We start from the raw sequence: 26,288 nt of genomic DNA on the forward strand, positions 1-26,288 counted from the left end.
ACGAAAAAGGACAGCCGCTACGTGGATCCACGTAGCGGCTGCCCGAAATCGGTGCGGAAATCCGGAACTACAGCACGCGGCTGAGGAACTCCTTGGTGCGGGGGTGCTGGGGATTGGCCAGGACCTCCCGCGGGTCGCCCGACTCCACGACGATGCCGCCGTCCATGAAGGTCAGGCGGTCGCCGACCTCCCGGGCAAAGCCGATCTCGTGGGTCACCACGATCATGGTCATGCCCGACTTGGCGAGGTCCTTCATCACGTTCAGGACATCGCCCACGAGCTCCGGGTCGAGCGCGGACGTGGGCTCATCGAACAGCATGAGCTCGGGGTCCATGGCCAGGGCCCGGGCAATCGCGACGCGCTGCTGCTGGCCGCCGGAGAGCTGGGACGGGTAGTGTCCGGCGCGATCGCCGAGCCCCACCCGGTCCAACAGCTCCAGGGCGCGTTTGCGGGCGACGGCCTTTGACTGCCCCTTGACCTGGACCGGGGCTTCCATGATGTTCTGCAGCGCCGTTTTGTGCGGGAACAGGTTGAAGCGCTGGAAGACCATGCCGATCTCGCGGCGCTGGGCGGCGATTTCCTTGGTCTTCAGGTCATGGAGCCTGCCCTTGACCTCGCGGTAGCCGATCAGGTCGCCGCCCACCGAAATGCGCCCGGCACTGATGGTCTCCAGCAGGTTCACGCAGCGCAGCATGGTGGACTTGCCCGAACCGGACGGGCCGATCACAACCGACACCTCGCCCTGGTTGACGGTCAGGTCGATGCCGCGCAGCACGTGGTGTGTGCCGTAGTACTTGTGAAGGCCCTCGATCTTGACCAGGGGCTGCTCTGTGGTGATCGTCATTTCGCCTCCTCCTCGGGGAAGTCCATCTTGAGGTCCGGCTCGGCCCCGGCGCTGGGGGCCACGGCTGCGGACGCCTTGGCGGCGGCGGGGTTGATCGCTGCCGGAACCCGGTTGTCCACGCCCTTGCCGTAGTGCGCCTCAATGAAGTGCTGGCCCACCATCAGGATGCTGGTGATGACGAGGTACCAGAAGGCGGCGACAATCAGGAGCGGAATGGGAAGGTAAATCCGGTTGGCCAGGGCGTTCGTCGCGAAGGTCAGGTCCAGTGTGAACGGCACCGCCAGGACCAGCGACGTGGTCTTCAGCATGCCGATGGTCTCGTTGCCAGTGGGCGGCACGATGACGCGCATGGCCTGCGGCAGGATGATCCGCCGCATGATCTTGCCCTTCGTCATGCCCAGGGCCTCGGCGGCCTCACTTTGGCCCTGGTCCACGGACTTCAGGCCGGCCCGGAAAATCTCTGCGAGATACGCGGACTCATTCAGGCCCAGGCCCAGGATTGCCGGGATCAGGCCGTGCGTGGGGTCCGAGGTCACCCAGGTGAAGGTTGCAGGACCAAACGGGATTCCGAGGACGATCGTCGGATAGAGAACCGTGGCGAGCCCCCAGAACAGCAGCTGGGTGTAGATCGGGGTGCCGCGGAAGAACCAGACCCAGGTCCAGCTGGACCAGCGGAACACCGGGTTGTCGGACTGCCGCATGAACGCCAGGAGGATGGCCAGGACGATGGCCAGGACCATGGACGCAAATGTCAGGAACAGGGTCCAGACGACGCCCTGGACCACCTTGGTGTCCAGGATGTAGGTGCCGACGACGTCCCAGCGGAAGTTGGGGTTCGTGAACAGGCTCTGCAGGAAGGCAAGCAGGAAGCCGACGATGATGATGGCGCTGATCCAGCGGCCGGGGTGCCGTACCGGTACTGCATTGTTCAGTACCGGTGCGGCGTGAGGGTCCTGATGGCTGTCCATCTCTGCCCCTGCTGCGGATCCGGTTGTGGGGAGGCTCAAGACGCGACCGCCGGGTTGACCTCGGACTTGGTGATGGCACCGTCGGTGACGCCCCAGCCCTCAAGGATCTTCTTGTAGGAACCGTCTTCCATCAGTTTGGTCATGGTCTTCTGGACGACGTCCGCCAGGGCCGTGTCCGACTTGGCGACGGCGATGCCCTGGGGAGCAGAATCGTAGACTTCGCCGAGCTTCTCGAGCTGGCCGTTGGTCTGGGTCAGTGCGTAGCCGATGATGGGGGAGTCGGCGGCCATGGCATCGATGCTGCCGTTGACCAGTCGGGTGGTGATGTCCGTCTGGGTCTTGAGGGTCACGATGTTAATGGGCTGCTTGCCCTCGGCGGTGCACTTCTTGTTGCGGTCCGAGAGGTCCGGATCTTCCTGGATGGTGCCGGTCTGCACGCCGATGGACTTGCCGCAGAGGTCATCGAGGGAGATCTTCTTGGGGTTGCCCTTCTGAACGGCCCAGCCGGTACCTGCCTGGTAGTAGCTGACCATGTTCACCGCGGCAAGCCGCTCCGGGTTGATCGTGAAGGAAGAGACCCCGAGGTCGTACTTCGGGCCGAGAGCCGGAAGGATGCCGGTGAATTCGGCCGTCTGGACCTGGACCTTCAGGCCCAGCGCCGCGCCGATCGCCTTGGCGATGTCGACGTCGTAGCCCACGGGGGTCTGGCCGTCGGTGCCGAGGAATTCCGCGGGGGCGTAGGAGGTATCCGAGCCCACGGTCAGGGTGCCCTTTGACTTGATCGACTCGGGCAACATGGCCGCCAGGGTGTCGTCCTTCTGGACCGTGCTGGGGTCAAAGCTGGCCGCGGCGCTGCCCGAAGCGGAAGCCGCGCCGGAGGGGCCGGTCTCGGAAGCGTTCGTGCAGGCCGTCAAGGCCAATGCGCCGACGGCGAGCACCGTGGCGACCTTCATTGCGGGGTTGCTCAGGAGCGAAGGGGAGATCTGCATTTTCTTACCTTTTGTTGCCGGAGGGATGCGTAACGAGGCCGATTTATAGTGTATCGCCGAACAAGAGATGTACGTCACAGAAAACTAAGTTTCACTATTGGATAACTAAACCAGACCGGAATGCAATATCTTTAATGCCCGATCTGTCTGTGATCCCGGATTCCTGTCCGTTTCGCCAGTTCCTGCGGTGCAAGTCCGACGGCCGATTCGCCGGCCCGGCCGGCGTCACGGGCCCCACCCGCATCTTGGGCCTCGCGAGCCCCGCACACTAGCTGCTGATGCCGAGCGACTCCAGCATCGGCCGGAACTTCGCCCACGTCTCGGCGAGCTCAGTCTCGGGAACCGAGCCGTCCACCACGCCGCAGCCCGCATAGAGCCGGACCGTGTGCGGGGATTCGATGACGGCGCCACGCAGGGCGATGCCCCACTCGCCGTTGCCGGCCGCGTCGAGCCAGCCGACCGGCCCGGCGTACGGGCCGCGGTCCAGGTGCTCGAGCTTGCGGATGAGCGCCCCGGCCACGGTGGTGGGGGTACCGCAGACGGCGGCGGTCGGATGCAGCGCGTTGATCAGGGCCAGGCACGTGGGGACGTGGCCTTCCACCTCAGCCAGCTCAGCCTTGACGTCCGAGGCCAGATGCCACACATTGGGCAGTTCGAGGATGAAGGGCTCGCTGTGCGCGTTCATGGCCTCGGAAAACGGGGCCAGCTGCGTGGTCAGGGACTGGATTGCGATGTCGTGTTCGTGCCGCTGCTTCTCGGAGCCGGCCAGCACCCGTTCGGCGAATTCCAGCGGCGAGCCCGCCATGCCATCGGCGTCGCGGCGGTCCAGGGTGCCGGCCAGGACGCGCGCCTGCGCGGTGCGGCCCTCCACCTGGATCAGCATTTCCGGAGTGGCCCCCACCAGCCCGTCCACCCCGTACGTCCAGCATTCGCGGTACCGGGCGGACAGTTCGCGCAGCACCTCGGCGGCCTTGACGCCGGTGGGGACGGTGGCCACGACGTCCCGCGCCAGCACCAGCTTTTCCAGGGCGCCGGTCCGGATCTCCGCGACGCCGGCGGCAACGGCGGCCATCCAGTCTTCCTCGCTGAGCGAGCCGGTGTGCAACGTTGCCCCTGCGGCCAATGGCAAAGGACGTACGACGGCGCCACCGGTCTGCGCGGGTGCCGGCACCGGGTCATCCACCACGGTCACGCTGGTCCCGGGATTGGCGCTGGCTCGGGGATTTGAGCCGGGATTGGCGCTGGTGCTGTGAAGCCAGCGGTCCAGGGCGGCGCGGGCACCGGCTTCGGTGAGGTCGCCGTCGTCGAACGTGAGCTGGGTCAGCCAGGCCTGGCCGTCACGGAGCCCGACGACGATTTCCGGGACCAGCAGCCGGGACTCATGGGCGGAGGCCTTGGAGAAGGCGAAGGAGCCGAAGGCGACCGGTCCGGTGCCGGGGCAGCCCACACTGTCCTGGATGTCTGCCTCCAGGACCTGGTGGCGCCACCAGATGTCCGCTTCCAGGAACCGCTCGGGTCCGGTGGCGGTGAAACGGGCTATCTCGCCGAAGCCCACGAGACCGGCCTCGCGGCGGGTCCAGCAGAGGACATCGTCCCGGACCAGAAACGACGGCAGGCCCCCGGGGAAAGTTTCGGCATCGAGGGGGACTGTCAAGGTGCGGAACGTGCTCGTCATGATGGCATAACACTAGCCCGTGATCGCCCATTGGGTGGATATACACGGGCCGGCCGGGCCTGTGCGGGGCCGCCGCGGCCGTTGCCGCAGGTGAAAGCCGCGTCAATTGGCGGCCCGTTCGTGGGAGCGCCGATCATTTGAGACAATGTCAGGGTGAACCGAGCATCCTTGGATAAGCGTCCGGACGAAGTAGCCACGATGTTTGACGACGTCGCCCCCAAATACGACGTCGTCAACGATGTCCTGTCCTTGGGGCAGACGCGGCGTTGGCGCAAGGTGGTGGTGGAGGCGATGGGCGTATCGGCCGGCCAGCACGTCCTGGACCTCGCCGCCGGCACCGGCACCTCCAGCGAGCCGTACGCCGATGCGGGCATCAACGTCATCGCCTGCGATTTCTCCCTCGGCATGCTCAAGGTCGGCAAGCGCCGCCGCCCTGACATCGACTTCATCGCCGGGGATGCCACCCGCCTGCCGTTCGCGGACAACACCTTCGACGCCAGCACGATCTCCTTTGGCCTGCGCAACGTCAACGAGCCGAAGAAGGCCCTGGCCGAGATGCTGCGGGTCACCAAGCCCGGCGGCCGGCTGGTCATCGCGGAGTTCTCCCAGCCAGTGGTGCCGCTGTGGCGCACCATGTACACCGAATACCTCATGCGGGCCCTGCCGGCCATCGCCGTCAAGGCCTCCTCCAACCCCGACGCCTACGTCTACCTCGCCGAGTCCATCCGCGCCTGGCCGGACCAGGACCACCTTGCGGCCTGGCTGCAGGAGGCCGGCTGGGAATCCGTCACCTACCGCAACCTCAGCGGCGGCATCGTGGCCGTGCACCGGGCCCAGAAACCGGCAGACCCCTCGAACGGCCCTGCCGCAGGCGCTGCTGCGCTGGCCGCCCACACCGGACCCGTGGCCAAGCTGCGCCGCAACATCACCCGGCCCGGCCGATAGCCGATCCCTGCTGTGAATGTACTGATCGTCGGGGCGGGCCCGGCCGGATCCACCGCCGCCTACTACCTTGCCAAAGCCGGCATTGACGTCACGGTGCTGGAGAAAACCAGCTTTCCCCGCGAGAAAGTCTGCGGCGACGGACTCACCCCGCGCGCGGTCCGCGAGATCCAGAAGCTGGGCCTCGCCCACCCCGAAGCCGACGGCTGGCGGCGGAACAAGGGCCTGCGCCTGATCGCCGGCGGCCGCACGATCGAACTGCCCTGGCCGGAGGTTGCCGACTTCCCGCAGTACGGGCTGATCTGGACCCGGCTCGGCTTCGACGAACAGCTCGCCCGGCATGCCCAGTCCGCGGGCGCCGTCGTGCTGGAACGCCACAGCGTCACCGAGGCGCTGCGCTCCGAGGATGGCCGGGTCACCGGCGTGCGCGCAGCGCTGCTGGACAACTCCGGGCGCAAGACCGGCGAGACGCGCGACTTCAGCGCCGACGTCGTCCTCGCCGCCGACGGGAACTCGACGCGCACCGCCGTCTCACTGGGCATCGGCAAGCGCGACGACCGGCCGCTCGGCGTGGCCGTGCGGACCTACTTCACCTCGCCGCGGCACGACGACGACTGGATGGAAGGCTGGCTCGAGCTTCCCGGCCGCGACGGCAAACTCCTGCCCGGCTACGGCTGGGTGTTCGGCGTCGGCGACGGCACCTCCAACGTGGGCCTGGGCATCCTGAACTCCTCGAAGGACTTCGGCAAGCTGGACTACAAGCAGGTGCTGCGCGAATGGACCGCCGGCATGCCCGCCGACTGGGGCTTCACCCCGGACAACCAGGTGGGCGAAATCCGTGGTGCCGCGCTGCCCATGGGCTTCAACCGCACCCCGCACTATTCTCCGGGCCTGCTGCTCCTCGGCGACGCCGGAGGCATGGTCTCCCCGTTCAACGGCGAGGGCATCTCCTACGCCATGGAGTCCGCCCGCTTCGCGGCCGAATTCATCGCCGACGCGGCTGCCCGGTCGGCGTCCGCCGGCTGGGGGACCGGGACGGAGGCTTCCAGAGCCGCCGACGCGCACCTTGCCCGGTACGCCGACTACGTGCGCCAGCAGTGGGGCTCACACTTCACACTGGGACGGGCGTTCGCCGCCCTGATCGGCAAGCCGGCCGTCATGAAACTGGCCCTCCGGACCGGTATGCCTGTCCCCGTGCTCATGCGTTTCGTGGTGCGGATGCTGGCCAACCTTACCGATCCCGCCGCCAAGGGCTTCGAGGACCGGGTCATCCGGGTCCTGGAATCCCTGGTTCCCGCCACGTCCAATCAGGCAACGTCCAACAAGGCCGCGTCCACCACGGACAGCGTTCCGCACTCCGGCGCCAACTCCGCGGTTTCCGCAACAAAAAGTTAGGGTTAACCCGTGACCAACTCTGCAGACCAAAGCTGGACGCACGCCGGACACGGCCTGCCGAGCGCTGAACCCAGCCTCAACACCACCGCGATCGCCACCGGCCTCCAACTGCCGGCAGGCTTCTCGGCCATCGCGGGCGACGCCGAGCTGGGCCCGGCGCTCACCACCAACCTGGCGCGCGTCGAGAAGAAGCTGCGCGAAGCCATTGCCAACTCCGATCCCCTGGCTGACGCAACGTCGCGCCACCTCGTGGAAGCCGGCGGCAAGCGGATCCGCCCGCTGCTGACCCTGCTGTGCGCCCACCTTGGCGACGCCTCCCTGCCCGCAGTGGTGCAGGCCGCCGTCGTCGTCGAACTGACGCACCTCGCCACCCTCTACCACGACGACGTCATGGACTCCGCGCCGTTCCGCCGGGGGGCGCCGACGGCCCACGAGGTCTGGGGCAACTCCGTCGCGGTCCTGACCGGCGACCTCATCTTTGCGCGCGCCTCCATCCTGGTCTCAGAACTCGGGTCCCGGGCGCTTGGCATCCAGGCCCGCACCTTTGAACGGCTCTGCCTGGGCCAGCTGCACGAGACCGTGGGACCGCGCCCGGACGAGGACCCCTTGGCGCACTACCTCTCCGTCATCGCGGACAAAACCGGCTCGCTCGTTGCCGCCTCCGGGCAGCTGGGCGCGATCTTCTCCGGCGCCGACGAAGCCTACGAGCCGATCCTGGTCGAGTACGGCGAGAAGGTGGGCGTTGCCTTCCAGCTCGCCGACGACGTCATCGACGTCACCGGGATCAAGGTCAAGTCCGGCAAGTCGCCGGGAACCGACCTGCGCGAAGGCGTGCCCACCCTGCCCGTGCTGCTGCTGCGCAACGCGGCCCGCGACGGCGACCAGGCCGCCGTCGAACTGCTGACGCTGATAGACGGTGACCTCAGCTCGGATGAGGCCCTGGCCGCCGCCGTGGCCGGACTCCGGGAGCACCCCGTCACTGCACAGTCCTGGGTGGTGGCACGCACCTGGGCCGATGAGGCCATTGCCGCCCTTGCCCCGCTGCCCGAAGGCGTCGTAAAGGCCTCGCTGACCAGCTTCGCCCACGCCGTAGTGGACCGCAGCAGCTAGGTCCCCGGCCTCCGGCCGCTGGGCCCGCCTCCGGCCACACCAGCTAGGCCGGGCCCGGCGGTCCAGCCGGGCCGGAGTCGCTCCCCGGCCGGTTCCTCCGGCTGGGTGCAGCCTCACGATTAGCCTGGCTTCCGGCTTAAACGGAATGGCCCCGGTTCCTCACAACGTCCGAGTCTTCCGTTGTGCCGAACCGGGGCCATTTCTCCGTTCGCATCAGATCCACCGGAGGCATTTGGTGAACCCAGAAACAACTCTATGACAGTTATGTCATAGCGTCCAGACCTATCTGTAAATTTCTTGTCATAAGATTTCGATTCATTGCCGGACGTTGTCGCGCTGAGTTTCCCCACCTTTGGCCGGACAGCTTCGGGACACGCCGGCCGCGGGCGGGACACGCCGTCGGACATGGTCAAAAGCGGGGAATACCAGCGGCGCGGATGGTGCGGAGTTGTCCACATAACCGATGTTGTGGCCCCCGGGGCTGTCATGCCGCGTGTGTGCTTGCCCCATGGACGCTAAGGTTTATCTGGAATACGCGGGCTCGGTTGCCCGCACGGCCACGCTGCTGCAGGCAGGTTTTACGTCGAACAGGATCCGCGCTGCCGTGGCTGCCGGGGAAATTCGCCGCCTCCGCCATGGGGTGGTGGCGCTGCCCGGGGCGCGGGCGGACTTCGTGGCCGCCGTGCTCGCGACCGGCATGCTCACCTGCGCCTCCGCCGCGCCGTTCCACGGCATATGGCGCCTCCACGAGCCCGCACGGCTGCACCTGCTGTGCGCGCACGGCGCAGCGCCCGGAATGGTCATCCACCGCGGCAGCCTGGTCCCGACGGAATACCCGCGCCCCGTGGCCGGACTCACCGACGCTCTGCTCCACGCGCTGCGCTGCCTGCCCCCGGTGGATGCGGCGGTCATGGTGGAAAGTGCCCTGCTGCAGGGCCGCACCTCGCTGGACTATCTGCGCCAGCGGCTGCCGGGAAACCGGAACGGGGCCGCCCGTGCAGTCCTGGAGCTGGTTGACGGCACGGCGGATTCGGCGATCGAGGTCGTTGCCAGGCTGCTCTTCCGGAGCCAGGGAATCTACACCCAGACGCAGGTGCACCTGCGGGGGATCGGCGTCGTGGACTTCCTGCTTGAAGGATTCCTGATCGTGGAGATCGACGGGAGCACCCATCTTGAGCGCGCGCAGGTCAAGAAGGACCGAGGCCGGAACAACGCCAGCATCCTGACCGGCTACGCCGTCCTCCGGTACGGATATCACGACGTCGTTTACAACCCGCAGAAGGTGATCGATGAGGTGTGGCAGGTGCTGCGCGGCAGGGTCATCCGCTGAATTTCCCCACGTATGGAATCCCGTTGCCACAGAATGCCGGCGGTTCCGCCGGACACGCCGGTGGGGGACGCCAAACAAGGGGAGAGTCGGCGGCCGCAGGAGAGAGGGGAGAATCGGCGGCCGCAGGAGAGAGGGGAGAGTCGGCGGGAGATGGGAGGAGAGGGCCGTGGAGCCTAGTCTTCGTCCTCGTCGTTGAAGGCCCACTCGAACATGTCGAAGACGAATTCGGAGAAGGTCCCTTCCTCGCTCTTCCACTGGCCGCGGGCGTTGTTGCGGCGGTACACGATGGGATCCGGGATGCTGAGGTCCCCGACGCGGAAGCCCCAGGTGAACTGCTCTTCCTCGTCCTCGAGGAACATGAGGAAGCCCTCGTCATCGACTTCGAGCTCTTCGGGGTCCCAGAAGTAGTGGTAGGCCTCCATGATGTCCTCGCAGCCGCCGACTGCCAGGTAGAACTCGCGCAGGACCATCGGGACCTGGAACTGGTGTTCGGCCAGGGCGGCGTCGAGTTCGTCGGCCGGGAGGCCATCTTCTTCCTGCCATTCGTCTTCGAGATACTTCGGGACAAGCGCGCGGAATTTCTCGAGGAACATGTCAGTCATGGTCTTATCCTAGCTAATCCTCAGCGGTCGTTTTCCGCGGTGTCCAGGCCCAGCCGGTGCCAGCCGCGCACCGCCAGCGGAACGTACCAGTGGCGCCGCCAGGCCGTGACCCGGAAGGCGAAGACAAGCCCGGCGACGGCGCAGGCGCTCACCGCGGTGAAGGTCCCCGTGAGGGACAGGAGCACGGTCGACGCCGACCCGGCGAACGCCGGCAGTGCGTACAGATCCTTGGGGTCGAAGAGCTGCGGGACCTCGTTGGCGGTGATATCCCGCAGCAGGCCGCCACCCACCGCCGTCGTGACACCCAGCAGGACGGCGGCCACAGGATTCATGCCGGCGGCCAGCGCCTTCAGTGTGCCGGTGATGCAGAACAGGGCCAGCCCGCCGGCGTCGAACAGGATCAGCAGCGACGTGAAGCGCTGGACGCTGGAGAACAGGAAATACACCAGCACCGTGGCAAACAGGGGCGGTGCCAGGTACGCCGGGTTGGTGAAGGCGGCGGGCGGGCCCGCGTTGATGATGATGTCGCGGATGACGCCGCCGCCCAGGCTCACCACCGAGGCCAGGAGCAGCGAGCCGATGATGTCGAACTGCTTCCGCGCCGCGAGCAATGAGCCGGAGACCGCAAAGAAGAACACGCCGGCGAGGTCAAGCCAGACCAGGACAAGGCTGAAGGAGAAGGTCATGAAGCGTCCCGGTCGATTGCAGGGGGGCGGATAGGGCGGCTCCAAGGTTACGCTAACGGCTATGAATACCCCCATCCTGATCGCCTGCGCCCACGGCACGTCGAGCCCACACGGGGCCGCGGAGGTCAACGCGCTCCGGGACGGCATCGCGGGGCTCCGTCCCGGGCTGGACGTCCGCGAGGCCTACGTCGACGTGCAGGACCCGGACCTGCCGGCCGTCGTGGCGGGCCTCCCGGCGGGGGTAACCGCCGTCGTGGTTCCGCTGCTGCTCAGCGTCGGATACCACGTTAGGGTGGACATCGCCCGCGCCGTGAAGAGCCGGCCGGACACCCTGGCCGCGGCGCCGCTGGGGCCGGATCCGCGGCTCGCGGCGCTGCTCGATGCGCGGCTGCGCGAGGCCGGGGTAACGGACAACGACGCCGTGGTCCTCGCCGCCGCCGGGTCCTCCGATCCCAGCGCCGCACAGAATGTCGAGGAACTCACGGACCAGCTCCGTGCCCTGCGTTCCAACCGGATCGTGGCCGCCTACGGCGCCTCCGCCAAACCCTCGGTTCCCGACGCCGTCGCCATGCTCCGCGAGGAGGCCGCCGGCGGTGCCGGCGCGGGGGAGTCGGCCGGAGCGGTGGACCTTGGCGGCCGCGTCGTCATCGCCTCGTATCTCCTGGCGCCCGGCTTCTTCCATGACCAGCTGGCCAAGGCCGGCGCGGACCTGGTGACGGCGCCGCTGCTGCCCTCTCCGGTCCTCGCCGAAATTGCCCTGGAACGTTACGACGCGGCGCTGGCCGGGGCCCGGCAGCCCCGGCCCTGACGGTCCGCGCAGATGCACAGCTGCAGGGCGACTTCAAGGGTTTTCGGCGGTTCGTGACGAAATGTTGCCCTAGGTGACTCCCCGTTTCTGACCCTTTGTGACGGGATTACGGCCGCCCCTACAGTCGATGCATGACTGATACAGCTCTAGCCGGAGCGTCCACGGACGAGGCTGCCGCCGGCCGCACCAAGCGCCCTCCCCGCCCGGCCGCAAAGCCGCACGGCCAGTGGAAAGTGGACGGCACCACGCCGCTGAACGCCAACGAGACCTGGAAACAGGAAGACAACGGCCTCAACGTCCGCGAGCGTATTGAGTCCGTCTACTCCAAGCACGGCTTCGACTCGATCGACGGCACCGACCTGCACGGCCGCTTCCGCTGGTGGGGGCTCTACACCCAGCGCAAACCCGGGATCGACGGCGGCAAGACCGCCACGCTTGAGCCGCACGAGCTCGAAGACAAATACTTCATGCTCCGCGTCAGGATCGACGGCGGTGCGCTCACCACGGGGCAGCTGCGCGTCATCGGCCAGATCTCCGTGGACTTCGCCCGCGACTCGGCCGACCTCACGGACCGCCAGAACATCCAGCTGCACTGGATCCGGGTCGAAGACATGCCCGAAATCTGGCGCCGGCTCGAAGGCGTGGGACTGTCCACCACGGAAGCCTGCGGCGACGTGCCCCGCGTCATCCTCGGCTCGCCGGTGGCGGGCATCGCCAAGGACGAGATCATCGACCCCACGCCGCTGATCCAGGAACTCGCCGAGCGGTTCATCGGCGACCCGGAACTGGCCAACCTGCCGCGCAAATTCAAGACCGCCATCACCGGCCACCCCAGCCAGGACGTGGTGCACGAGATCAACGACGTCGCCCTGGTGGGCCTGGTCCACCCCGAACTCGGCATCGGCTACGACCTCTGGGTGGGCGGCGCGCTCTCCACCAACCCCATGCTGGGCAAGCGCCTCGGCGCTTTCGTCCGGCCGGACCAGGCCGCCGACGTGTGGCTCGGCGTCACCAGCATCTTCCGCGATTACGGCTACCGGCGCATGCGCACCAAGGCCCGGCTGAAGTTCCTGCTGGCCGACTGGGGGCCGGTGAAATTCCGCCAGGTCCTCGAAGACGAATACCTCGGCTACAAGCTCGCCGACGGCCCGGCCGCCCCGAAGCCCTCCACGCCCGGCGACCACATTGGCGTGCACGAACAAAAGGACGGCAAGTTCTTCATCGGCGCCACCCCGCTGGCCGGCCGCCTCTCCGGCAGCCAGCTGGTCAAGCTCGCGGACACCCTGGAGGCCCGCGGCTCGCAGCGCCTGCGCACCACCCCGCACCAGAAACTCGTGGTCCTCGACGTGCCCAAGGATGAGGTGGACCCGCTCGTGGCCGAGCTCGACGCGCTGGGCCTGTCCGCCCGCCCGTCCGTGTTCCGGCGCGGCACCATCGCCTGCACCGGCATCGAGTTCTGCAAGCTCGCCATCGTGGAAACGAAGGTGACCGCGGCGACGGCGGTTGCCGAGCTGGAGCGCCGGCTCGCCGACCTCGCCGAGAGCAAGCAGCTGCCCCAGGCGCTGTCCCTGCACATCAACGGCTGCCCCAACTCCTGCGCCCGGATCCAGACGGCGGACATCGGCCTCAAAGGCATGATGCTGCCAACGCCCGACGGCGACCCCACCCCGGGCTTCCAGGTCCACCTCGGCGGCGGGCTGGCGTCCGACAGCCGCGAGGAGGCAGGCCTGGGCCGCACCGTCCGCGGCCTCAAGGTCACTGCCGGGGAACTGCCCGACTACGTGGAACGCGTGGTCCGCAAGTTCGTCGCCGACCGCTCCGAGGGCCAGAGCTTCGCCGAGTGGGCCTTCGCCGCGGAGGAGGGTGATCTCCAGTGACGAACATTCAGCCGCTGACAGGCGGTGCCGCCCAGGGAGTGGCATCGAAGGCACTGGCCGAGGGACCCGATGCGAGCTTGCGAGCTTCGGGAAGGCCACTGCCGCTGTCGGAGCCGCGCGCTGAGCTGATCGAAGATCAGCAGCGCGGCGAAGGGGCGGGGGCGGCACCGCCTGCCAACGGCCCCGTCGCACTCCGCTCCCACGACGAGCTCAAGGCCCTCGCCGAGGCCGGCGCCGCCGAGCTCGGCTGGGACGCCCCGGCCCGCGACGTCATTGCCTGGGTGGCCCGCAATTTCGAGCTGCCGACTGTCGCCGTCGCCTGCTCCATGGCGGATGCAGTCCTCCCGGCGCTGGTCGCGGACCAGCTCCCCGGCGTCGACGTCCTGTTCCTGGAGACCGGCTACCACTTCCCGGAGACGCACGCGACGCGCGACGAGGTCGCGGCCAACCTGCGCGTCAACGTCGTGGACGTGCTGCCGGAGAACACCGTGGAGCAGCAGGACCGGCTCCTGGGCAAGGACCTCTTCGCCCGCGACCCCGCGCAGTGCTGCGCCCTGCGCAAAGTGGCTCCGCTGCGCCGCACCCTGGCCGGCTACGAGCTCTGGTTCACCGGAGTCCGCCGCGACGAGGCGCCCACCCGCACCAACACGCCGCTGGTCACCTGGGACGAGGCCAACGGCCTGGTCAAGGTCAACCCGGTGGCGGCCTGGACTTTCGACCAGCTGGTGCAGTACTCCGACGACAACCTTCTTCCCGTCAACCCGCTGCTTTCACAGGGCTACCCGTCCATTGGCTGCCAGCCCTGCACCCGCAAGGTGGCGCCCGGCGACGACCCCCGCGCCGGACGCTGGGCAGGAACCGACAAGACAGAATGCGGACTACACGTATGAGAACTCAAATCACCAACGAGGACCTGGAGCTGTCGGTGCTGGACAACGACGCAGCTGAGACGCCGATTGCCGCCCAGGGAGTGGCATCGGGCCTGTCGGAGCCGCGCGCTGGGCTGATCGAAGATCAGCCGCGCGGCGCAGGGGCGGGGGCGGCAATCGGCGTCGCAGGTTCACGCCTCTCGAGCCTCGACACCCTCGAGTCCGAGGCCATCCACATCATCCGCGAGGTCGTCGCCGAGTTCGAGAAGCCTGCGCTGCTCTTCTCCGGCGGCAAGGATTCCGTGGTGATGCTGCACCTGGCCACGAAGGCCTTCTGGCCCGGCAAGGTGCCCTTCCCGGTGCTGCACGTGGACACCGGCCACAACTTTCCCGAGGTCATCGACTTCCGCGACCGCACTGTGGAACGGCTGGGCCTGAAGCTCGTCGTTGGCTCCGTCCAGGAGTTCATCGACTCCGGTGAGCTGGCCGAGCGTGCGGACGGGACCCGGAACCCGCTGCAGACCGTCCCGCTGCTGGATGCGATCCAGCGCAACAAGTTCGACGCCGTCTTCGGCGGCGGCCGCCGCGACGAGGACAAGGCCCGGGCCAAGGAGCGGATCCTGAGCCTGCGCGACGAGTTCGGCCAGTGGGACCCCCGCAACCAGCGCCCCGAACTGTGGAACCTCTACAACGGCCGGCACACGGTGGGCCAGCACGTCCGCGCGTTCCCCATCAGCAACTGGACCGAACTGGACGTGTGGCGCTACATCGAGCGCGAGAACATCGAGCTGCCGGGCCTGTACTACGCCCACCGCCGCGAAGTCTTCGCCCGCGACGGCATGTGGCGCGCCGTCGGCGAGGTCTCCCAGCCGCGCGATCACGAGGAAGTCATCACCAAGACCGTCCGCTACCGGACCGTCGGCGACATGTCCTGCACCGGCGCCGTGGAATCGGCCGCCGCCACGGTGCGCGACGTCGTCATTGAGGTTGCCGCCTCGACCATCACCGAACGTGGCGCCACCCGGGCCGACGACCGCATCTCCGAGGCCGCCATGGAAGACCGCAAGAAGGACGGCTATTTCTAATGAGCACGGAAACGTTTCTCCCGGGCCCGGACCTCGTTGCCGCGGCGCTGCCCACCACGCTGTTCCGCTTCGCCACCGCAGGCTCCGTCGACGACGGCAAGTCCACACTGGTGGGCCGGCTCCTGCACGACTCGAAGGCGATCCTCGCCGACCAGCTCGACGCCGTCGCCCGCACCTCGGCGGACCGCGGGTTCGGCGGTGAAGGGGCCACCGGCACAAAAGCGATCGATCTCGCCCTGCTGACCGACGGCCTGCGCGCGGAGCGCGAGCAGGGCATCACGATCGATGTCGCCTACCGCTACTTCGCCACGGACCGGCGCAGCTTCATTCTCGCGGACTGCCCCGGGCACGTGCAGTACACCAAGAACACGGTGACCGGTGCGTCCACCGCGGACGCCGTCGTCGTGCTCATCGACGCCCGCAAGGGTGTCCTCGAGCAGACCCGCAGGCACCTGTCCGTGCTGCAGCTGCTGCGCGTGGCACACGTGATCGTCGCCGTGAACAAGATCGACCTTGTGGATTTCAGCGAGGAAGTGTTCCGCGGGATCGAGGCGGAAGTCCAGCAGGTCGGGCGCGAACTCGGTCTCGGCCGTGACGATTCAAATGCAGACGGGGTCTCCGATCTCTTCGTCGTCCCCGTCTCCGCCCTCGACGGCGACAACGTGGTGGACCGCTCGGAGCGGACCCCGTGGTACGACGGCCCGGCGCTCCTGGAGGTCCTGGAGACGCTGCCGGCCGCCGACGAACTCGAAAGCCACCTCGAAAGCTTCCGTTTCCCGGTCCAGCTTGTGATCCGGCCGCAGGGCGCGCTGGCTCCGGACGCCATCGCCGGCGGCCTCGATCCTGAGGCCTACCGCGACTACCGTGCCTACGCCGGCCAGATCACCGAAGGCTCCGTGAAACTGGGGGACCAGGTCAGCATCCTGACCCCGGGCCAGGCCCCGCGCACCACCACCATCACCGGGATCGACTTCGCGGGCCGCGAGCTCGCCGAGGCGGCTGCACCGCAGTCCGTGGCCCTGCGCCTGGCCGATGAGTTCGACGTCGCCCGCGGTGACACGATCGCGGCGGCCGGGACGGTGCGCGAGGCATCGGCAGACCTCTACGCCGCCCTGTGCTGGCTCTCGCCCAAGCCGCTCCGGGAGGGCTCCAAGGTCCTGGTCAAGCACGGCACCCGCACAGTCCAGGCCCTGGTGCGGAACGTGACAGGCAGGCTCGACCTCGCCAGCTTCGGCCTGGAGCCGACCACCACCCTGGAGCTCAACGACATCGGGCACGCGCAGCTCCGGCTCGCCGCGCCGCTGCCGCTGGAGAACTACCTGCACCACCGCCGCACCGGGGCGTTCCTCGTGATCGACCCGCTCGACGGCAACACCCTCGCCGCAGGCCTGGTCAACGACCACCCCGGCGACCACGAGGACGAGCGCTACTCGATCTAGGCCACGTGTCACATGGGCGCAGCTTGTTCCCCGGTCGGTCGCCATGGGCGGCTGTCCGGGAAACAAGCTGCCGTCTTTTGGGGCCGAATGTGACGCTGCGTGAACCCGCGTGACCCCCGGTTTCCGGGCCGTTGAACCCCGAATATGACACTCCCTATGGTGAATGAATGAAGACACAGGAACGGTTCCCCGGCCTCCCCCGCAGGGACTTCCAGGGGCGATGTCGCCGGCGCTGACCATCCGCCCGGCCCTTCCGCACACACCCCAGAACAGGACTTCACCCATGTCACACACCCCCGAAAACCCCGGGCCCGGCACACAGCCCGGCACCACCCGGATCGTCGCCGGCGAGACCGGCAAACCCAAACGCAAGCGCACCCTGGAGATCGCCCTGGTCGCGGGCCTCGTGCTCCTGATCGGCGCCGGCGCAGCAGTTGCATCCTCGCTGTCCCGCAACCCCGAAACCGCCCCCGCAGCGGCAACGGCGGACGCCGGCCCGGCCACGGAACTCAGGCTCGGCTACTTTGGCAACATCACCCACGCTCCGGCCCTGGTGGGTGTCAACAAGGGGTTCATCGCCAAGGACCTCGGGGCGACCAAGCTCAGCACGCAGGTGTTCAACGCCGGCCCGGCCGCGRTCGAGGCCCTGAACGCCGGCGCCATCGACGCCACCTACATCGGCCCCAACCCGGCCATCAACTCCTACGTCAAGAGCAACGGCCAGTCCATCAGCATCATCGCCGGCGCCGCGGCCGGCGGAGCGCAGCTGGTGGTCAAGCCCGGCATCAACTCGGCGGCCGACCTCAAGGGCAAGACGCTCGCATCGCCGCAGCTCGGCGGCACCCAGGACGTGGCCCTCCGCGCCTGGCTCGGCAAGCAGGGGTTCAAGACCTCCACGGACGGCAGCGGCGACGTCTCGATCAACCCGACCGAGAACGCCCAGACCCTCAAGTTGTTCCAGGACGGCAAGCTCGACGGCGCGTGGCTGCCTGAGCCCTGGGCCTCCCGCCTGGTGCTCCAGGCCGGCGCGAAGGTCCTGGTCGACGAGAAGGACCTGTGGGAGAAGGGCGAGTTCGTCACCACCGTCCTGATCGTCAACAAGACGTTCGCGGCCGAGCACCCTGCCACGGTGCAGGCGTTGCTGAAGGGCCATGTCGAATCCGTGGACTGGCTCAACGCGGCGCCCGCCGCCGAGAAAGCCACCGTCCTCAACGACGGACTCAAGGCCGCCGCAGGCAAGGCGTTGYCGGCCGACGTCATCGACCGGTCCCTGAAGAACATTCTCTTCACCACCGACCCGCTCGCWGGGACGTACAAGAAGCTGCTCCAGGACGGCGTCGACGCCGGCACCACGAAGCAGGCCGACATCAACGGCATCTTCGACCTCACGGCGCTCAACAGCGTTCTGAGCGAGAGTGCCGGCAAGAAGATCTCCGCCGAGGGGCTCGGCAAGGACTAGCGCCCGGGCCCCCAGCCATCCGCCACAACAGTAAGGACCAGACCATGCCAGTCGTACTGGAACACCTGGGCAAGCGCTTCGGCGCCGGCGCCCCGGTGCTGGACGACGTCAACGCCACCATCGGGCAGGGCGAGTTTGTCGCCCTGCTCGGTGCCTCCGGCTGCGGCAAGTCCACCCTGCTCAACATCATGGCGGGACTGGAGGCCCCGACGTCGGGCGCCCTGGAAGTGCCCAGCGACGGCGCCGCCTTCATGTTCCAGGACGCGGCACTGTTTCCCTGGCTGACCGCGCGGGAGAACATCGAGCTGGCCCTGAAGCTGCGCGGCGTCGGGAAAGCCGACCGCCGGGTCCGGGCGCGGGAGCTGCTGGACCTGGTGCACCTGGGCGGTGCGGGGGACAAACGGCCCCACGAGCTCTCCGGCGGGATGCGCCAGCGCGTCTCCCTGGCCCGGTCGCTGGCCCAGGACCGCCAGCTGCTGCTCATGGACGAGCCGTTCGCGGCCCTGGACGCGATTACGCGGGACCTGCTCCATGACGAGCTGGAACGGATCTGGAAGGAAACCGGCCGGACCATCGTCTTTGTCACCCACAACGTCCGCGAGGCCGTCCGGCTGGGCCAGCGCGTCCTGCTGCTCTCCTCCCGGCCCGGCCGCGTGGTGCGGGAATGGCACGTCAGCGAAGAGCACCGCACCGACGCCGGACTGGCCGGCCAGCTCACCGGCGAAATCACCGCCCGGCTACGCGAGGAGATCCGCCGCCATGCCAAGTAACCAGCTTCCCGTGGCGGAAGCGCCGGTGGAGACCCGCAAGGTCCACGCCGCCCTGACCCGTTCCTCCACCGGCAAGGAAGACCTCCGCGAGCTCGAAGCGGGCCTCGACTCCCTGCAGTCAGACTCCATCCGCAAGGTCCGCATCGACTGGAGCCGGATCCTGCTGCCGGTGGCCGCGCTCGCGGTGCTGATCATCCTCTGGCAGTTGTACGTCTCCCTCGGCTTCAAGCGGCGCGACGTCGTGCCCGGCCCCCTGGATGTCATCGGCCAGGTCGGAACCCTGTGGGGGGAGGGCAAGCTTCAAGAGGCCGTCTGGACCTCGCTGCAGCGCGGCGTCGTGGGCTTCCTGATCAGCGTGGTGATCGCGACGCCGGTGGGTCTCGTGCTGGCCCAGGTGGCACCGCTGCGGCGCGCTTTCGGGCCGCTGATCTCCGGGCTGCAGGTCCTGCCGTCGGTGGCCTGGGTGCCGGCCGCTATTCTCTGGTTTGGGATCACGGATGCCACCGTGTATTTCGTGGTGTTCATGGGTGCGATTCCCTCGATCATCAACGGCCTGATCTCCGGTGTGGACCAGATTCCGCCGCAGTACCGCAGCGTCGGAAAGGTCCTGGGTGCGTCCCGGCTCCAGCTGGCCTTGCAGATCATCCTGCCGGCGGCCCTGCCCGGGTACCTCGGCGGTCTCAAACAGGGCTGGGCGTTCTCCTGGCGCTCGCTCATGGCGGCGGAAATCATCGCAGTCGGCGGCACCATCGGCTTCGGTCTGGGCTCCATGCTGGACCAGGGCCGCGTCCTGTCCGACATGACCATCGTCATGTCCGCCATCCTGCTGATCCTCGCCGTCGGAATCCTGATCGAGCTGCTCGTGTTCGCACCGATTGAAAAGCGGCTGCTCCGCCGCCGCGGCCTTCTGGCCGGCAGCACCCGCTAGGCCAGCCACCCAGCTCCTCCAAAGCAACGCGGGGTCACCTACGGCCCATAATCCATTGGTTTATGGGCCGTAAGTGACTCCGCGTTGCTTTTTCGATGGCTCCTTGCCCGGGTACAGGCACGGGCCTACACTCACGCCTAGAGGCCGGGTTGCGGCCCCTTCCACGGCTGATGCAAAGCCCGATTCCTAGGAGGTCGCTGTGGCGGCAAAATTTGGCGTGCTGGCCCTGGTCGAAGCCAAAGCGGGGAAGGAACAGGACGTCTGGGACTTCCTGAACGGAGGGCGCGAAATAGTGCTCAACGAGCCCGGAACGCGCACCTGGTATGCCTTCCGGGTCAACGAGAACACCTTCGGCATCTTCGACACCTTCGATACCGAGGAGGACCGTCAGGCCCACCTCAGCGGCGCCATCCCCGCCGCCCTCGGCGAACACGGTCCCGCCCTGCTCGCCAAGGATCCCGACATCAAGCTGATCGAACTCATCGCCGTGAAATAGGGGTGCCCCCGGCCGCCGCAGATCAGGAGCGGCGATTGCCATTATGTGACGCGGCGTTACCTTGCGTGAACTGGTGTTGCCGCACCGTTGTTCCGCTATGTGACGCCGCCCTATCGTCGATGCATGGCAATTCAGGACATTTACCCCACGGCCCTGCGCCTCCTCGGCCGTCCCGTGCTGGTCGTCGGCGCCGGCCCGGTGGCCGCCCGGCGCACCAAGGGGCTGCTCGACGCCGGAGCCCGCGTCACCGTCGTGGCACCGGCCGCCTGCCCGGCGCTCGCTGAACTTGCCGACGCCGGCCTCCTGAACTGGGAGCCCCGCCAGTACCGCCGCTCCGACGTCGACGGCGTCTGGTTCGTCCAGACCGCCACCGGCGACGCCGCCGTGGACGCGCAGGTCTCCGCCGACGCCGAGGCGCAGCGCATCTGGTGCGTCAACGCCTCCGACCACGAAGCCTCCGCCGCCTGGACGCCCGCCGTCGCCGTGGTGGACGACGTCAAGATCGCCGTCAACGCCGGCGGAGACCCGCGCCGCGCCATGGCCCTGCGCGACGCCGTCGCCACCGCCCTGGCCACCGGAGACCTGCCGCTGCGCCGGCACCGAGTTTCCGGCACGGGGGCAACTCCCGGATCCGTGGCCCTCGTCGGCGGCGGTCCCGGCGACACCGGACTCATCACCGTCCGCGGCCGCCGGCTCCTTGGCCAGGCCGACGTCGTGGTGGCGGACCGGCTCGGCCCGCGTGAACTCCTGGCCGAACTGGCCCCCGATGTCCGTGTGGTGGAGGTCGGCAAGACCCCCGGCCACCATCCGGTGCCGCAGTCTGAAATCAACCGGATCCTGGTCGAGGAAGCCCTGCAGGGCCACCGCGTGGTCCGGCTCAAGGGCGGTGACCCCTACGTGCTGGGCCGCGGCGGCGAGGAAGCCGAATTTTGCCGGCAGCACGGCGTCGAGGTCGAAGTGGTTTCCGGCGTCACGTCGGCCATTTCCGTCCCCGCCGCCGCCGGCATCCCGGTCACGCACCGCGGGCTGGCCAAAGGCTTCAGTGTGGTCACCGGCCATGAGGAACTCTCGGAAGTCCCGGCCCGTGCCGACCACACTGTGATCCTGCTCATGGGTGTGGGCCAGCTGCGCGATTCCGCAGCCTCCATGGCCCGCGCCGGTTTGCCTCTTCAGACGCCTGTTGGCATCGTAGAGAATGGATACCTGCCAAACCAGCGGGTGACCATCGGAACCCTCGGGACCATCGCGGACCAGGCGGAGGCCGCAGGCGTAGCGAATCCCGCCGTGATCGTGATCGGCGACGTGGTCCGCGTCAGCCCGTTCGCGCCGTCGCACTTCAAGACCGCGGACTACAGCACCACCTCCCCGAACGCTCCCCGCACCACCAAGACCCGCGTACTGACCCCCTAACACCCGTCGATTGCTCCACAACTGCCGTTATCAAGCCCCAAAGGGCGTTTGTGGAGCAACGGATGCAGAAGAAAAAAGGAACACAGCCGTGTCAACTAGCACCCCCGTAGGAACCGCCGCCCGCCCGCTGCGCGTCGCCGTCGTCGGCTCCGGTCCCGCCGGCGTCTACGCCGCGGACATCCTGACCAAGAGCGAAGCCGTCAAGAGCGGCGAACTCACCGTCAGCATCGACCTCTTCGACCGCTACCCGGCACCCTACGGTCTGATCCGCTACGGCGTGGCCCCCGACCACCCCCGCATCAAGGGCATCGTCAACGCCCTGCACAAGGTCCTGGACCGCGGCGACATCCGGTTCTTCGGCAACGTGGACTACGGCACGGACTTGTCCATCGATGACCTCCGCACCCACTACGACGCCGTCATCTTCGCCACCGGCGCCATCAAGGATGCGGACCTCAACATCCCCGGCATCGAGCTGGAGGGCTCCTACGGCGGCGCCGACTTCGTGTCCTGGTACGACGGGCACCCCGACGTGTCCCGCGAATGGCCGCTGGAGGCCAAGGAAATCGCCGTGATCGGCAACGGCAACGTGGCCCTCGACGTGGCCCGCATGCTCTCCAAGCACGCCGACGACCTCCTGGTCTCCGAAATCCCGGACAACGTCTACACCGGGCTGAAGTCCTCGCCGGTCACGGACGTGCACGTGTTCGGCCGGCGCGGGCCCGCCCAGGTCAAGTTCACGCCCCTGGAACTGCGCGAACTTTCCCACTCCAAGGACGTGGACATCATCCTCTACGCCGAGGACTTCGAGTTCGACGCCGAATCGGACCGGCAGATCCAGAGCAACAACCAGACCAAGACCATGGTGGGCACGCTCACCAACTGGATCGCCGAGCAGCCCGAGGACCTCTCCGAGCTCACCGCGTCCCGCCGGCTGCACCTGCACTTCCTGCACAGCCCCGTCGAGATCTACGCAGAAACAACAGACGGCGCCGACGCGCCCGGCCGCGTCGCCGGGATCAAGTTCGAGCGCACCGAACTGGACGGCACCGGCAACGCCCGCGGCACGGGCGAGTTTGTCGAGTACCCGGTCCAGGCCGTGTACCGCGCCATCGGCTACTTCGGTTCCGCCCTCCCCGAGGTCGAGTTCGACCACAGCAAGGGAGTCGTCCCGAACGACGGCGGCCGGGTCCTGGACGCCGCCGGCACCCACATGCCGGGGATCTACGCGACCGGCTGGATCAAGCGCGGCCCGGTGGGACTGATCGGCCACACCAAGGGTGACGCCCTCGAAACCGTGACCTACCTGTTTGAGGACCGCGAAAACCTGCCGCTGGCCTCGGCGCCCGCCCCCGAGGCGATCGTCGAGCTCCTCGCGGGCCGCGGCGTCGAGTACACCAGCTGGGAAGGCTGGCTGGCCCTGGACGAGCACGAGCGCGCCCTGGGTGAAAAGGCCACCGCTGCCGGCGGGTCGCACGGCGTCGCCGTCCAGCGCGAGCGCATCAAGGTGGTGCCCCGCGAGGACATGGTGGAGATCTCCCGCGGCGCCGCCGTCGAGGTCTAGCCTCAACACAGAACAACACAGAGCAACGCAGAGCAACACAGAGCAACACAGAGCAACACAGAGCAACGACGCAGAGCAACACAGAACAACGACGCAGACCAGCGCGGGGTCACTTCCCGCCCATCCCGGAAGGGATTATAGGCGCTAAGTGACCCCGCGTTGTTTGATTTACGTGGAATCCCGGGCGGTAGTCAGTAGGCTTACCGTCATGGATGAACACTCGCCCAGGGCCGGCCAATGAGGCTCCGCCACAGCAACGCGTCCGGCCGAGGATACCGCAGGGTCCCCGCCGGGACCGGGTTCAGTTACAAGGACCTGGACGGCTCCACCCTGCCGCCGGGCCCCGTGCGGGAACGGCTCGAGGGCATCGGGATCCCGCCGGCCTGGACCGACGTCTGGATCGCCCCGTACGACAACGGGCACATCCAGGCCACGGGAGTGGACGCGGTGGGCCGGCGGCAGTACATCTACCATCCGAGCTGGCGGGAACGGAAGGACCGGCTGAAGTTCGACCGTTCGCTCCAGCTGGCTGAGACCCTGCCGACCGCACGCCGCCTGGTGACCATGGACCTGCGCTCCGAAGGGCTGACGCGGGAACGCGTGCTGGCGGCCGCCTTTCGGATGCTCGACAGCGGATCATTGCGCGTCGGCTCGGAGCGCTACACCAATGAAAACGGCAGCCATGGCCTCGCCACCCTGCTCTGCGCCCACGTCACGGTGCGCAAGGACGAACTCCGGCTCAGCTTCCCGGCCAAGAGCGGCAAGACCTGGGAGTCGCGGATTGACGACGCCGACCTCGCCGCCGTCGTGCGCCAGCTCAAGCGCCGCGGCGGCAACGCCCGCCTGCTGGCCTACAAGGACGGCCGCAGCTGGCATCCGGTGTCGAGCGCGGACATCAACGGGTACGTCAAGGAGCGCACGGGGGAGGACTTCACCGCGAAGGATTTCCGCACCCTGCGGGGGACGGCGGCGGCAGCGGTCAGCCTGGCGCAGAGCGGCCCGCAGCCGAAAGTCTCGGCCCGGAAGAGTGCGGTGAGCCAGGCCATGCAGGACGCGGCCGCGGTCCTGGGCAACACACCGTCGATCGCCCGGAAAAGCTACGTGGATCCCCGGCTGCTGGACCACTTCGCGGCCGGGGAAACGATCGACCCGAGGCGGCTGGATTCCGCCGAGTCCGAGATCCGCGCCCTGCTGTACCAGGAAGGCGACGTGGTGCCGCTGCGGAAGGCCGCCGGCTAGTTCCCGGGCGCGGCCCGGCGGCACCTCAGAACTCGGCGTTGATGAACCCGATGACAATCGCCGTCCACCAGCACAGCTGCGAGATCACCAGGCACAGCAGCAGATGGACCCGTTGCCCGGCGGTCAGGTCCTTGAACGAGGCATCGGGCGTCAGCCTGGCCAGCCGCCGCATGAGCGGAATGAGCATGATCCCGTTAAGGCTGAGCACAAGGACGGCGGCGAGCTTGAGGTCCGTCATCGGGTTGCTCAGGTGCGGATTCAGGAACACGCCCGTGGCCAGCATGCCGGCCAGGCCGCCCCAGATCAGCGGTGTCGCCGCGCCGTCGAGCCTGATGGTTTCGGCCAGGTCGCGTCTGCCGATCAGCCACAGGAAGCCGTGCCAGTCCACCAGGACGACGGCGCCAAAGGCCACCACCATCGACAGCACGTGCAGCACGACGGCGACATGGTGGACATAGGTGTCGACATGGACCGCGGTGGACAACGTAACCGAGAGCAGCCAGGCCGCCGCGGCCGCGGCGGACAGGGCGGCCACGAGCCGCCGCGTGGACCGCTCAGATTCACGATGCCGTCGGAGGGTGCGTCTGCTCACCGGAACGTAGCTCATGCCATACCTCTGCGAGACCTGGCGCCGGTGGCCGTCCCAGCCCGGCCCGGGGTAGCTCCACGATAGTCCCGCGGGCAGATGCCAAACAAGAAAATCCCCACCCAGGGCGGCGGCTACATCCGGCCGAAACGCGCCCGGACCAGCGCGAACACGCCGTAGGCAATGAACCCGGCCCCGATTGCCAGGAGCAGGTACGGGCCGAAGGGGTGGTCCCGGAGTGCCTTGAGGCTGCCGTCCAGGCCGGTGGAGGAACCGGGATTGTTGGTCGCCGCGGCCACGACGAAGAGCAGCCCGGTCAGGATCAGCGCCAGCCCTTTCGAGACGTGGCCGGTGACGCCAAGCACGCTGATCAGTTTGCCGCGGCGGGTCCCTTCGAAATGCTGCAGTTCCTCCTTGAACTTCTTCCCGAAGCCCTTGACGACGAAATACACGCCGATTCCCATGATGGTGAGCCCGAGGCCGACCAGGGCCGGAACCCCCAACGGTGACTGGATCAGGGCCGTGCTGAAATCCCGGGTCGAGTCGCCCGAATCGCCGCGCTGGCCGAGCCCGAAGCCCGCGAAGCTCAGCCCGACGCTCCCGTACGCTATGGCAAGGAAGCCGGAGGAAATGAGTTTGCCCAGCTGCTCCCGGCGCGGCAGGTGGCGGCCCCGGAGCGTCGCCTCGCTCAGCTGCCAGAGCGCGAGTCCCGCGCAGCCGATGCAGGCCGCCCACATCACCGCCGGACCCCAGGGGTTGGCAGCGAGTTGTTCGATGGCGCCGGTGGGTTCGGCCTGGCCCGGCGCGCCCAGGACCAGGGCGACGGCGATGGCCCCGATCACGATATGAAGCAGTGCCATCACCGCGAATCCGGAACGGGCGACGACGTCGAGCGCGGTGCTGTTCGACGCCGCCTCCGCGGTGTCGACGGCGTCGCCGATGGCGGCTTCGATCCCGGACTCTTCTTCTGCCATGGTGATGCGGCTATTCCTCATCTGGTCCGGTGGAACGGTGTCGTGCCAAGGGCGGTGTGCCGGTGTTGTGCCTTACGGCGGTGTGCCTATGGCGCCGATTCTACGCGCGGCGAAGTGGCAGCCGCTTGGACTACCGCGTTTATGGTAAGTGTGCTTACCATAGCCGGGTCATGGCCCCGCTCGTGGACATGCCGCGGACCGGCAGCCTTGCTGCCCCTGCGATTCGGATTCGAAGACAGATGA

At 68.0% G+C, this 26,288-nt stretch carries 24 protein-coding genes; 16 read left to right on the plus strand and 8 right to left on the minus strand.

Going from position 1 to position 26,288, the window contains the following annotated elements; translation table 11 throughout:
- Positions 1-67: 67 nt before the first annotated feature.
- The 4 genes from AC1D1A_RS03325 to AC1D1A_RS03340 form a co-directional block, all read right to left on the minus strand.
- A complete protein-coding gene (locus tag AC1D1A_RS03325) occupies positions 68-844 on the minus strand; it encodes an amino acid ABC transporter ATP-binding protein (protein ID WP_028276658.1) in 777 nt (258 codons plus the stop codon).
- The gene (locus AC1D1A_RS03330) at positions 841-1,812 is read right to left on the minus strand and encodes an amino acid ABC transporter permease (protein ID WP_476851222.1); all 972 of its coding nucleotides are present in this window, start codon (positions 1,810-1,812) and stop codon (positions 841-843) included. Before AC1D1A_RS03330 ends, AC1D1A_RS03325 begins: the two co-directional genes overlap by 4 nt.
- A 35-nt stretch (positions 1,813-1,847) precedes the next feature.
- Positions 1,848-2,801, minus strand: coding sequence for an ABC transporter substrate-binding protein (locus tag AC1D1A_RS03335; protein ID WP_476870399.1), 954 nt, complete (start codon positions 2,799-2,801; stop codon positions 1,848-1,850).
- A gap of 268 nt (positions 2,802-3,069) precedes the next feature.
- Positions 3,070-4,476: an isochorismate synthase gene (locus tag AC1D1A_RS03340; RefSeq protein WP_476947136.1), complete on the minus strand. Its 1,407-nt coding sequence runs from the start codon at positions 4,474-4,476 to the stop codon at positions 3,070-3,072.
- 153 nt (positions 4,477-4,629) lie between these two features.
- Between AC1D1A_RS03340 and AC1D1A_RS03345 the strand changes: the two genes are divergently transcribed.
- The 4 genes from AC1D1A_RS03345 (at position 4,630) to AC1D1A_RS03360 (ending at position 9,253) form a co-directional block, all read left to right on the plus strand.
- On the plus strand, positions 4,630-5,421 hold the full coding sequence (locus tag AC1D1A_RS03345; protein ID WP_476947137.1) for a demethylmenaquinone methyltransferase: 792 nt from the start codon (positions 4,630-4,632) through the stop codon (positions 5,419-5,421).
- Positions 5,422-5,433: 12 nt separating this feature from the next.
- Complete coding sequence (locus tag AC1D1A_RS03350; RefSeq protein ID WP_476947138.1) at positions 5,434-6,813, plus strand: geranylgeranyl reductase family protein; 1,380 nt, start codon at positions 5,434-5,436, stop codon at positions 6,811-6,813.
- A 9-nt stretch (positions 6,814-6,822) separates the two neighbouring features.
- Positions 6,823-7,923 carry a polyprenyl synthetase family protein gene (locus tag AC1D1A_RS03355; protein ID WP_230007829.1) on the plus strand — a complete coding sequence of 367 codons (1,101 nt, stop codon included), beginning with the start codon at positions 6,823-6,825 and terminating at the stop codon, positions 7,921-7,923.
- A gap of 508 nt (positions 7,924-8,431) precedes the next feature.
- A complete protein-coding gene (locus AC1D1A_RS03360) occupies positions 8,432-9,253 on the plus strand; it encodes an endonuclease domain-containing protein (RefSeq protein WP_476947139.1) in 822 nt (273 codons plus the stop codon).
- 173 nt (positions 9,254-9,426) lie between these two features.
- Here the strand turns inward: AC1D1A_RS03360 and AC1D1A_RS03365 are convergent, their stop codons facing one another.
- Together AC1D1A_RS03365 and AC1D1A_RS03370 are read right to left on the minus strand one after the other, a co-directional pair.
- Positions 9,427-9,855 (minus strand): hypothetical protein, encoded by a 429-nt coding sequence (locus AC1D1A_RS03365; protein ID WP_223913705.1) that lies wholly within the window; start codon positions 9,853-9,855, stop codon positions 9,427-9,429.
- A 20-nt stretch (positions 9,856-9,875) separates the two neighbouring features.
- The gene (locus tag AC1D1A_RS03370; protein WP_476859335.1) at positions 9,876-10,541 is read right to left on the minus strand and encodes a trimeric intracellular cation channel family protein; all 666 of its coding nucleotides are present in this window, start codon (positions 10,539-10,541) and stop codon (positions 9,876-9,878) included.
- A 61-nt stretch (positions 10,542-10,602) separates the two neighbouring features.
- Here AC1D1A_RS03370 and AC1D1A_RS03375 point away from each other — a divergent pair, with 61 nt between their 5' ends.
- The 12 genes from AC1D1A_RS03375 (at position 10,603) to AC1D1A_RS03430 (ending at position 24,485) form a co-directional block, all read left to right on the plus strand.
- The gene (locus AC1D1A_RS03375; RefSeq protein ID WP_476947140.1) at positions 10,603-11,349 is read left to right on the plus strand and encodes a sirohydrochlorin chelatase; all 747 of its coding nucleotides are present in this window, start codon (positions 10,603-10,605) and stop codon (positions 11,347-11,349) included.
- 131 nt (positions 11,350-11,480) lie between these two features.
- The gene (locus AC1D1A_RS03380) at positions 11,481-13,226 is read left to right on the plus strand and encodes a nitrite/sulfite reductase (protein ID WP_028276668.1); all 1,746 of its coding nucleotides are present in this window, start codon (positions 11,481-11,483) and stop codon (positions 13,224-13,226) included.
- A gap of 104 nt (positions 13,227-13,330) precedes the next feature.
- Positions 13,331-14,116, plus strand: coding sequence for a phosphoadenylyl-sulfate reductase (locus AC1D1A_RS03385; protein ID WP_476947261.1), 786 nt, complete (start codon positions 13,331-13,333; stop codon positions 14,114-14,116).
- Positions 14,113-15,180 (plus strand): sulfate adenylyltransferase subunit CysD, encoded by a 1,068-nt coding sequence (cysD, locus tag AC1D1A_RS03390; protein WP_476872940.1) that lies wholly within the window; start codon positions 14,113-14,115, stop codon positions 15,178-15,180. The genes AC1D1A_RS03385 and cysD overlap by 4 nt, the downstream gene beginning before the upstream one ends.
- Entirely contained in the window at positions 15,180-16,619 is a 1,440-nt protein-coding gene (locus AC1D1A_RS03395; protein ID WP_476947141.1) for a sulfate adenylyltransferase subunit 1, read from the plus strand. The genes cysD and AC1D1A_RS03395 overlap by 1 nt, the downstream gene beginning before the upstream one ends.
- A 283-nt stretch (positions 16,620-16,902) precedes the next feature.
- The gene (locus AC1D1A_RS03400; RefSeq protein ID WP_476947142.1) at positions 16,903-18,078 is read left to right on the plus strand and encodes an ABC transporter substrate-binding protein; all 1,176 of its coding nucleotides are present in this window, start codon (positions 16,903-16,905) and stop codon (positions 18,076-18,078) included.
- Positions 18,079-18,122: 44 nt separating this feature from the next.
- A complete protein-coding gene (locus AC1D1A_RS03405; protein ID WP_230010266.1) occupies positions 18,123-18,848 on the plus strand; it encodes an ABC transporter ATP-binding protein in 726 nt (241 codons plus the stop codon).
- Positions 18,838-19,776, plus strand: a complete 939-nt coding sequence (locus tag AC1D1A_RS03410) for an ABC transporter permease (protein WP_143264635.1) — start codon at positions 18,838-18,840, stop codon at positions 19,774-19,776. Before AC1D1A_RS03405 ends, AC1D1A_RS03410 begins: the two co-directional genes overlap by 11 nt.
- A 199-nt stretch (positions 19,777-19,975) precedes the next feature.
- Positions 19,976-20,272, plus strand: coding sequence for a putative quinol monooxygenase (locus AC1D1A_RS03415; RefSeq protein WP_223913715.1), 297 nt, complete (start codon positions 19,976-19,978; stop codon positions 20,270-20,272).
- Between the two features lie 123 nt (positions 20,273-20,395).
- Positions 20,396-21,682 carry a uroporphyrinogen-III C-methyltransferase gene (cobA, locus tag AC1D1A_RS03420; RefSeq protein WP_476947143.1) on the plus strand — a complete coding sequence of 429 codons (1,287 nt, stop codon included), beginning with the start codon at positions 20,396-20,398 and terminating at the stop codon, positions 21,680-21,682.
- Positions 21,683-21,770: 88 nt separating this feature from the next.
- Positions 21,771-23,246: an FAD-dependent oxidoreductase gene (locus AC1D1A_RS03425; protein WP_476947144.1), complete on the plus strand. Its 1,476-nt coding sequence runs from the start codon at positions 21,771-21,773 to the stop codon at positions 23,244-23,246.
- A gap of 237 nt (positions 23,247-23,483) precedes the next feature.
- Positions 23,484-24,485: a DNA topoisomerase IB gene (locus AC1D1A_RS03430; RefSeq protein WP_476886967.1), complete on the plus strand. Its 1,002-nt coding sequence runs from the start codon at positions 23,484-23,486 to the stop codon at positions 24,483-24,485.
- 25 nt (positions 24,486-24,510) lie between these two features.
- On the opposite strand, the gene AC1D1A_RS03435 is transcribed toward AC1D1A_RS03430, so the two are convergent.
- A complete protein-coding gene (locus AC1D1A_RS03435; RefSeq protein WP_476931162.1) occupies positions 24,511-25,092 on the minus strand; it encodes a hypothetical protein in 582 nt (193 codons plus the stop codon).
- 113 nt (positions 25,093-25,205) lie between these two features.
- Positions 25,206-26,045 carry a DUF1206 domain-containing protein gene (locus tag AC1D1A_RS03440; RefSeq protein WP_476947145.1) on the minus strand — a complete coding sequence of 280 codons (840 nt, stop codon included), beginning with the start codon at positions 26,043-26,045 and terminating at the stop codon, positions 25,206-25,208.
- Positions 26,046-26,288: the final 243 nt, after the last annotated feature.

The organism is Arthrobacter sp. P1_B9 (assembly GCF_056406495.1).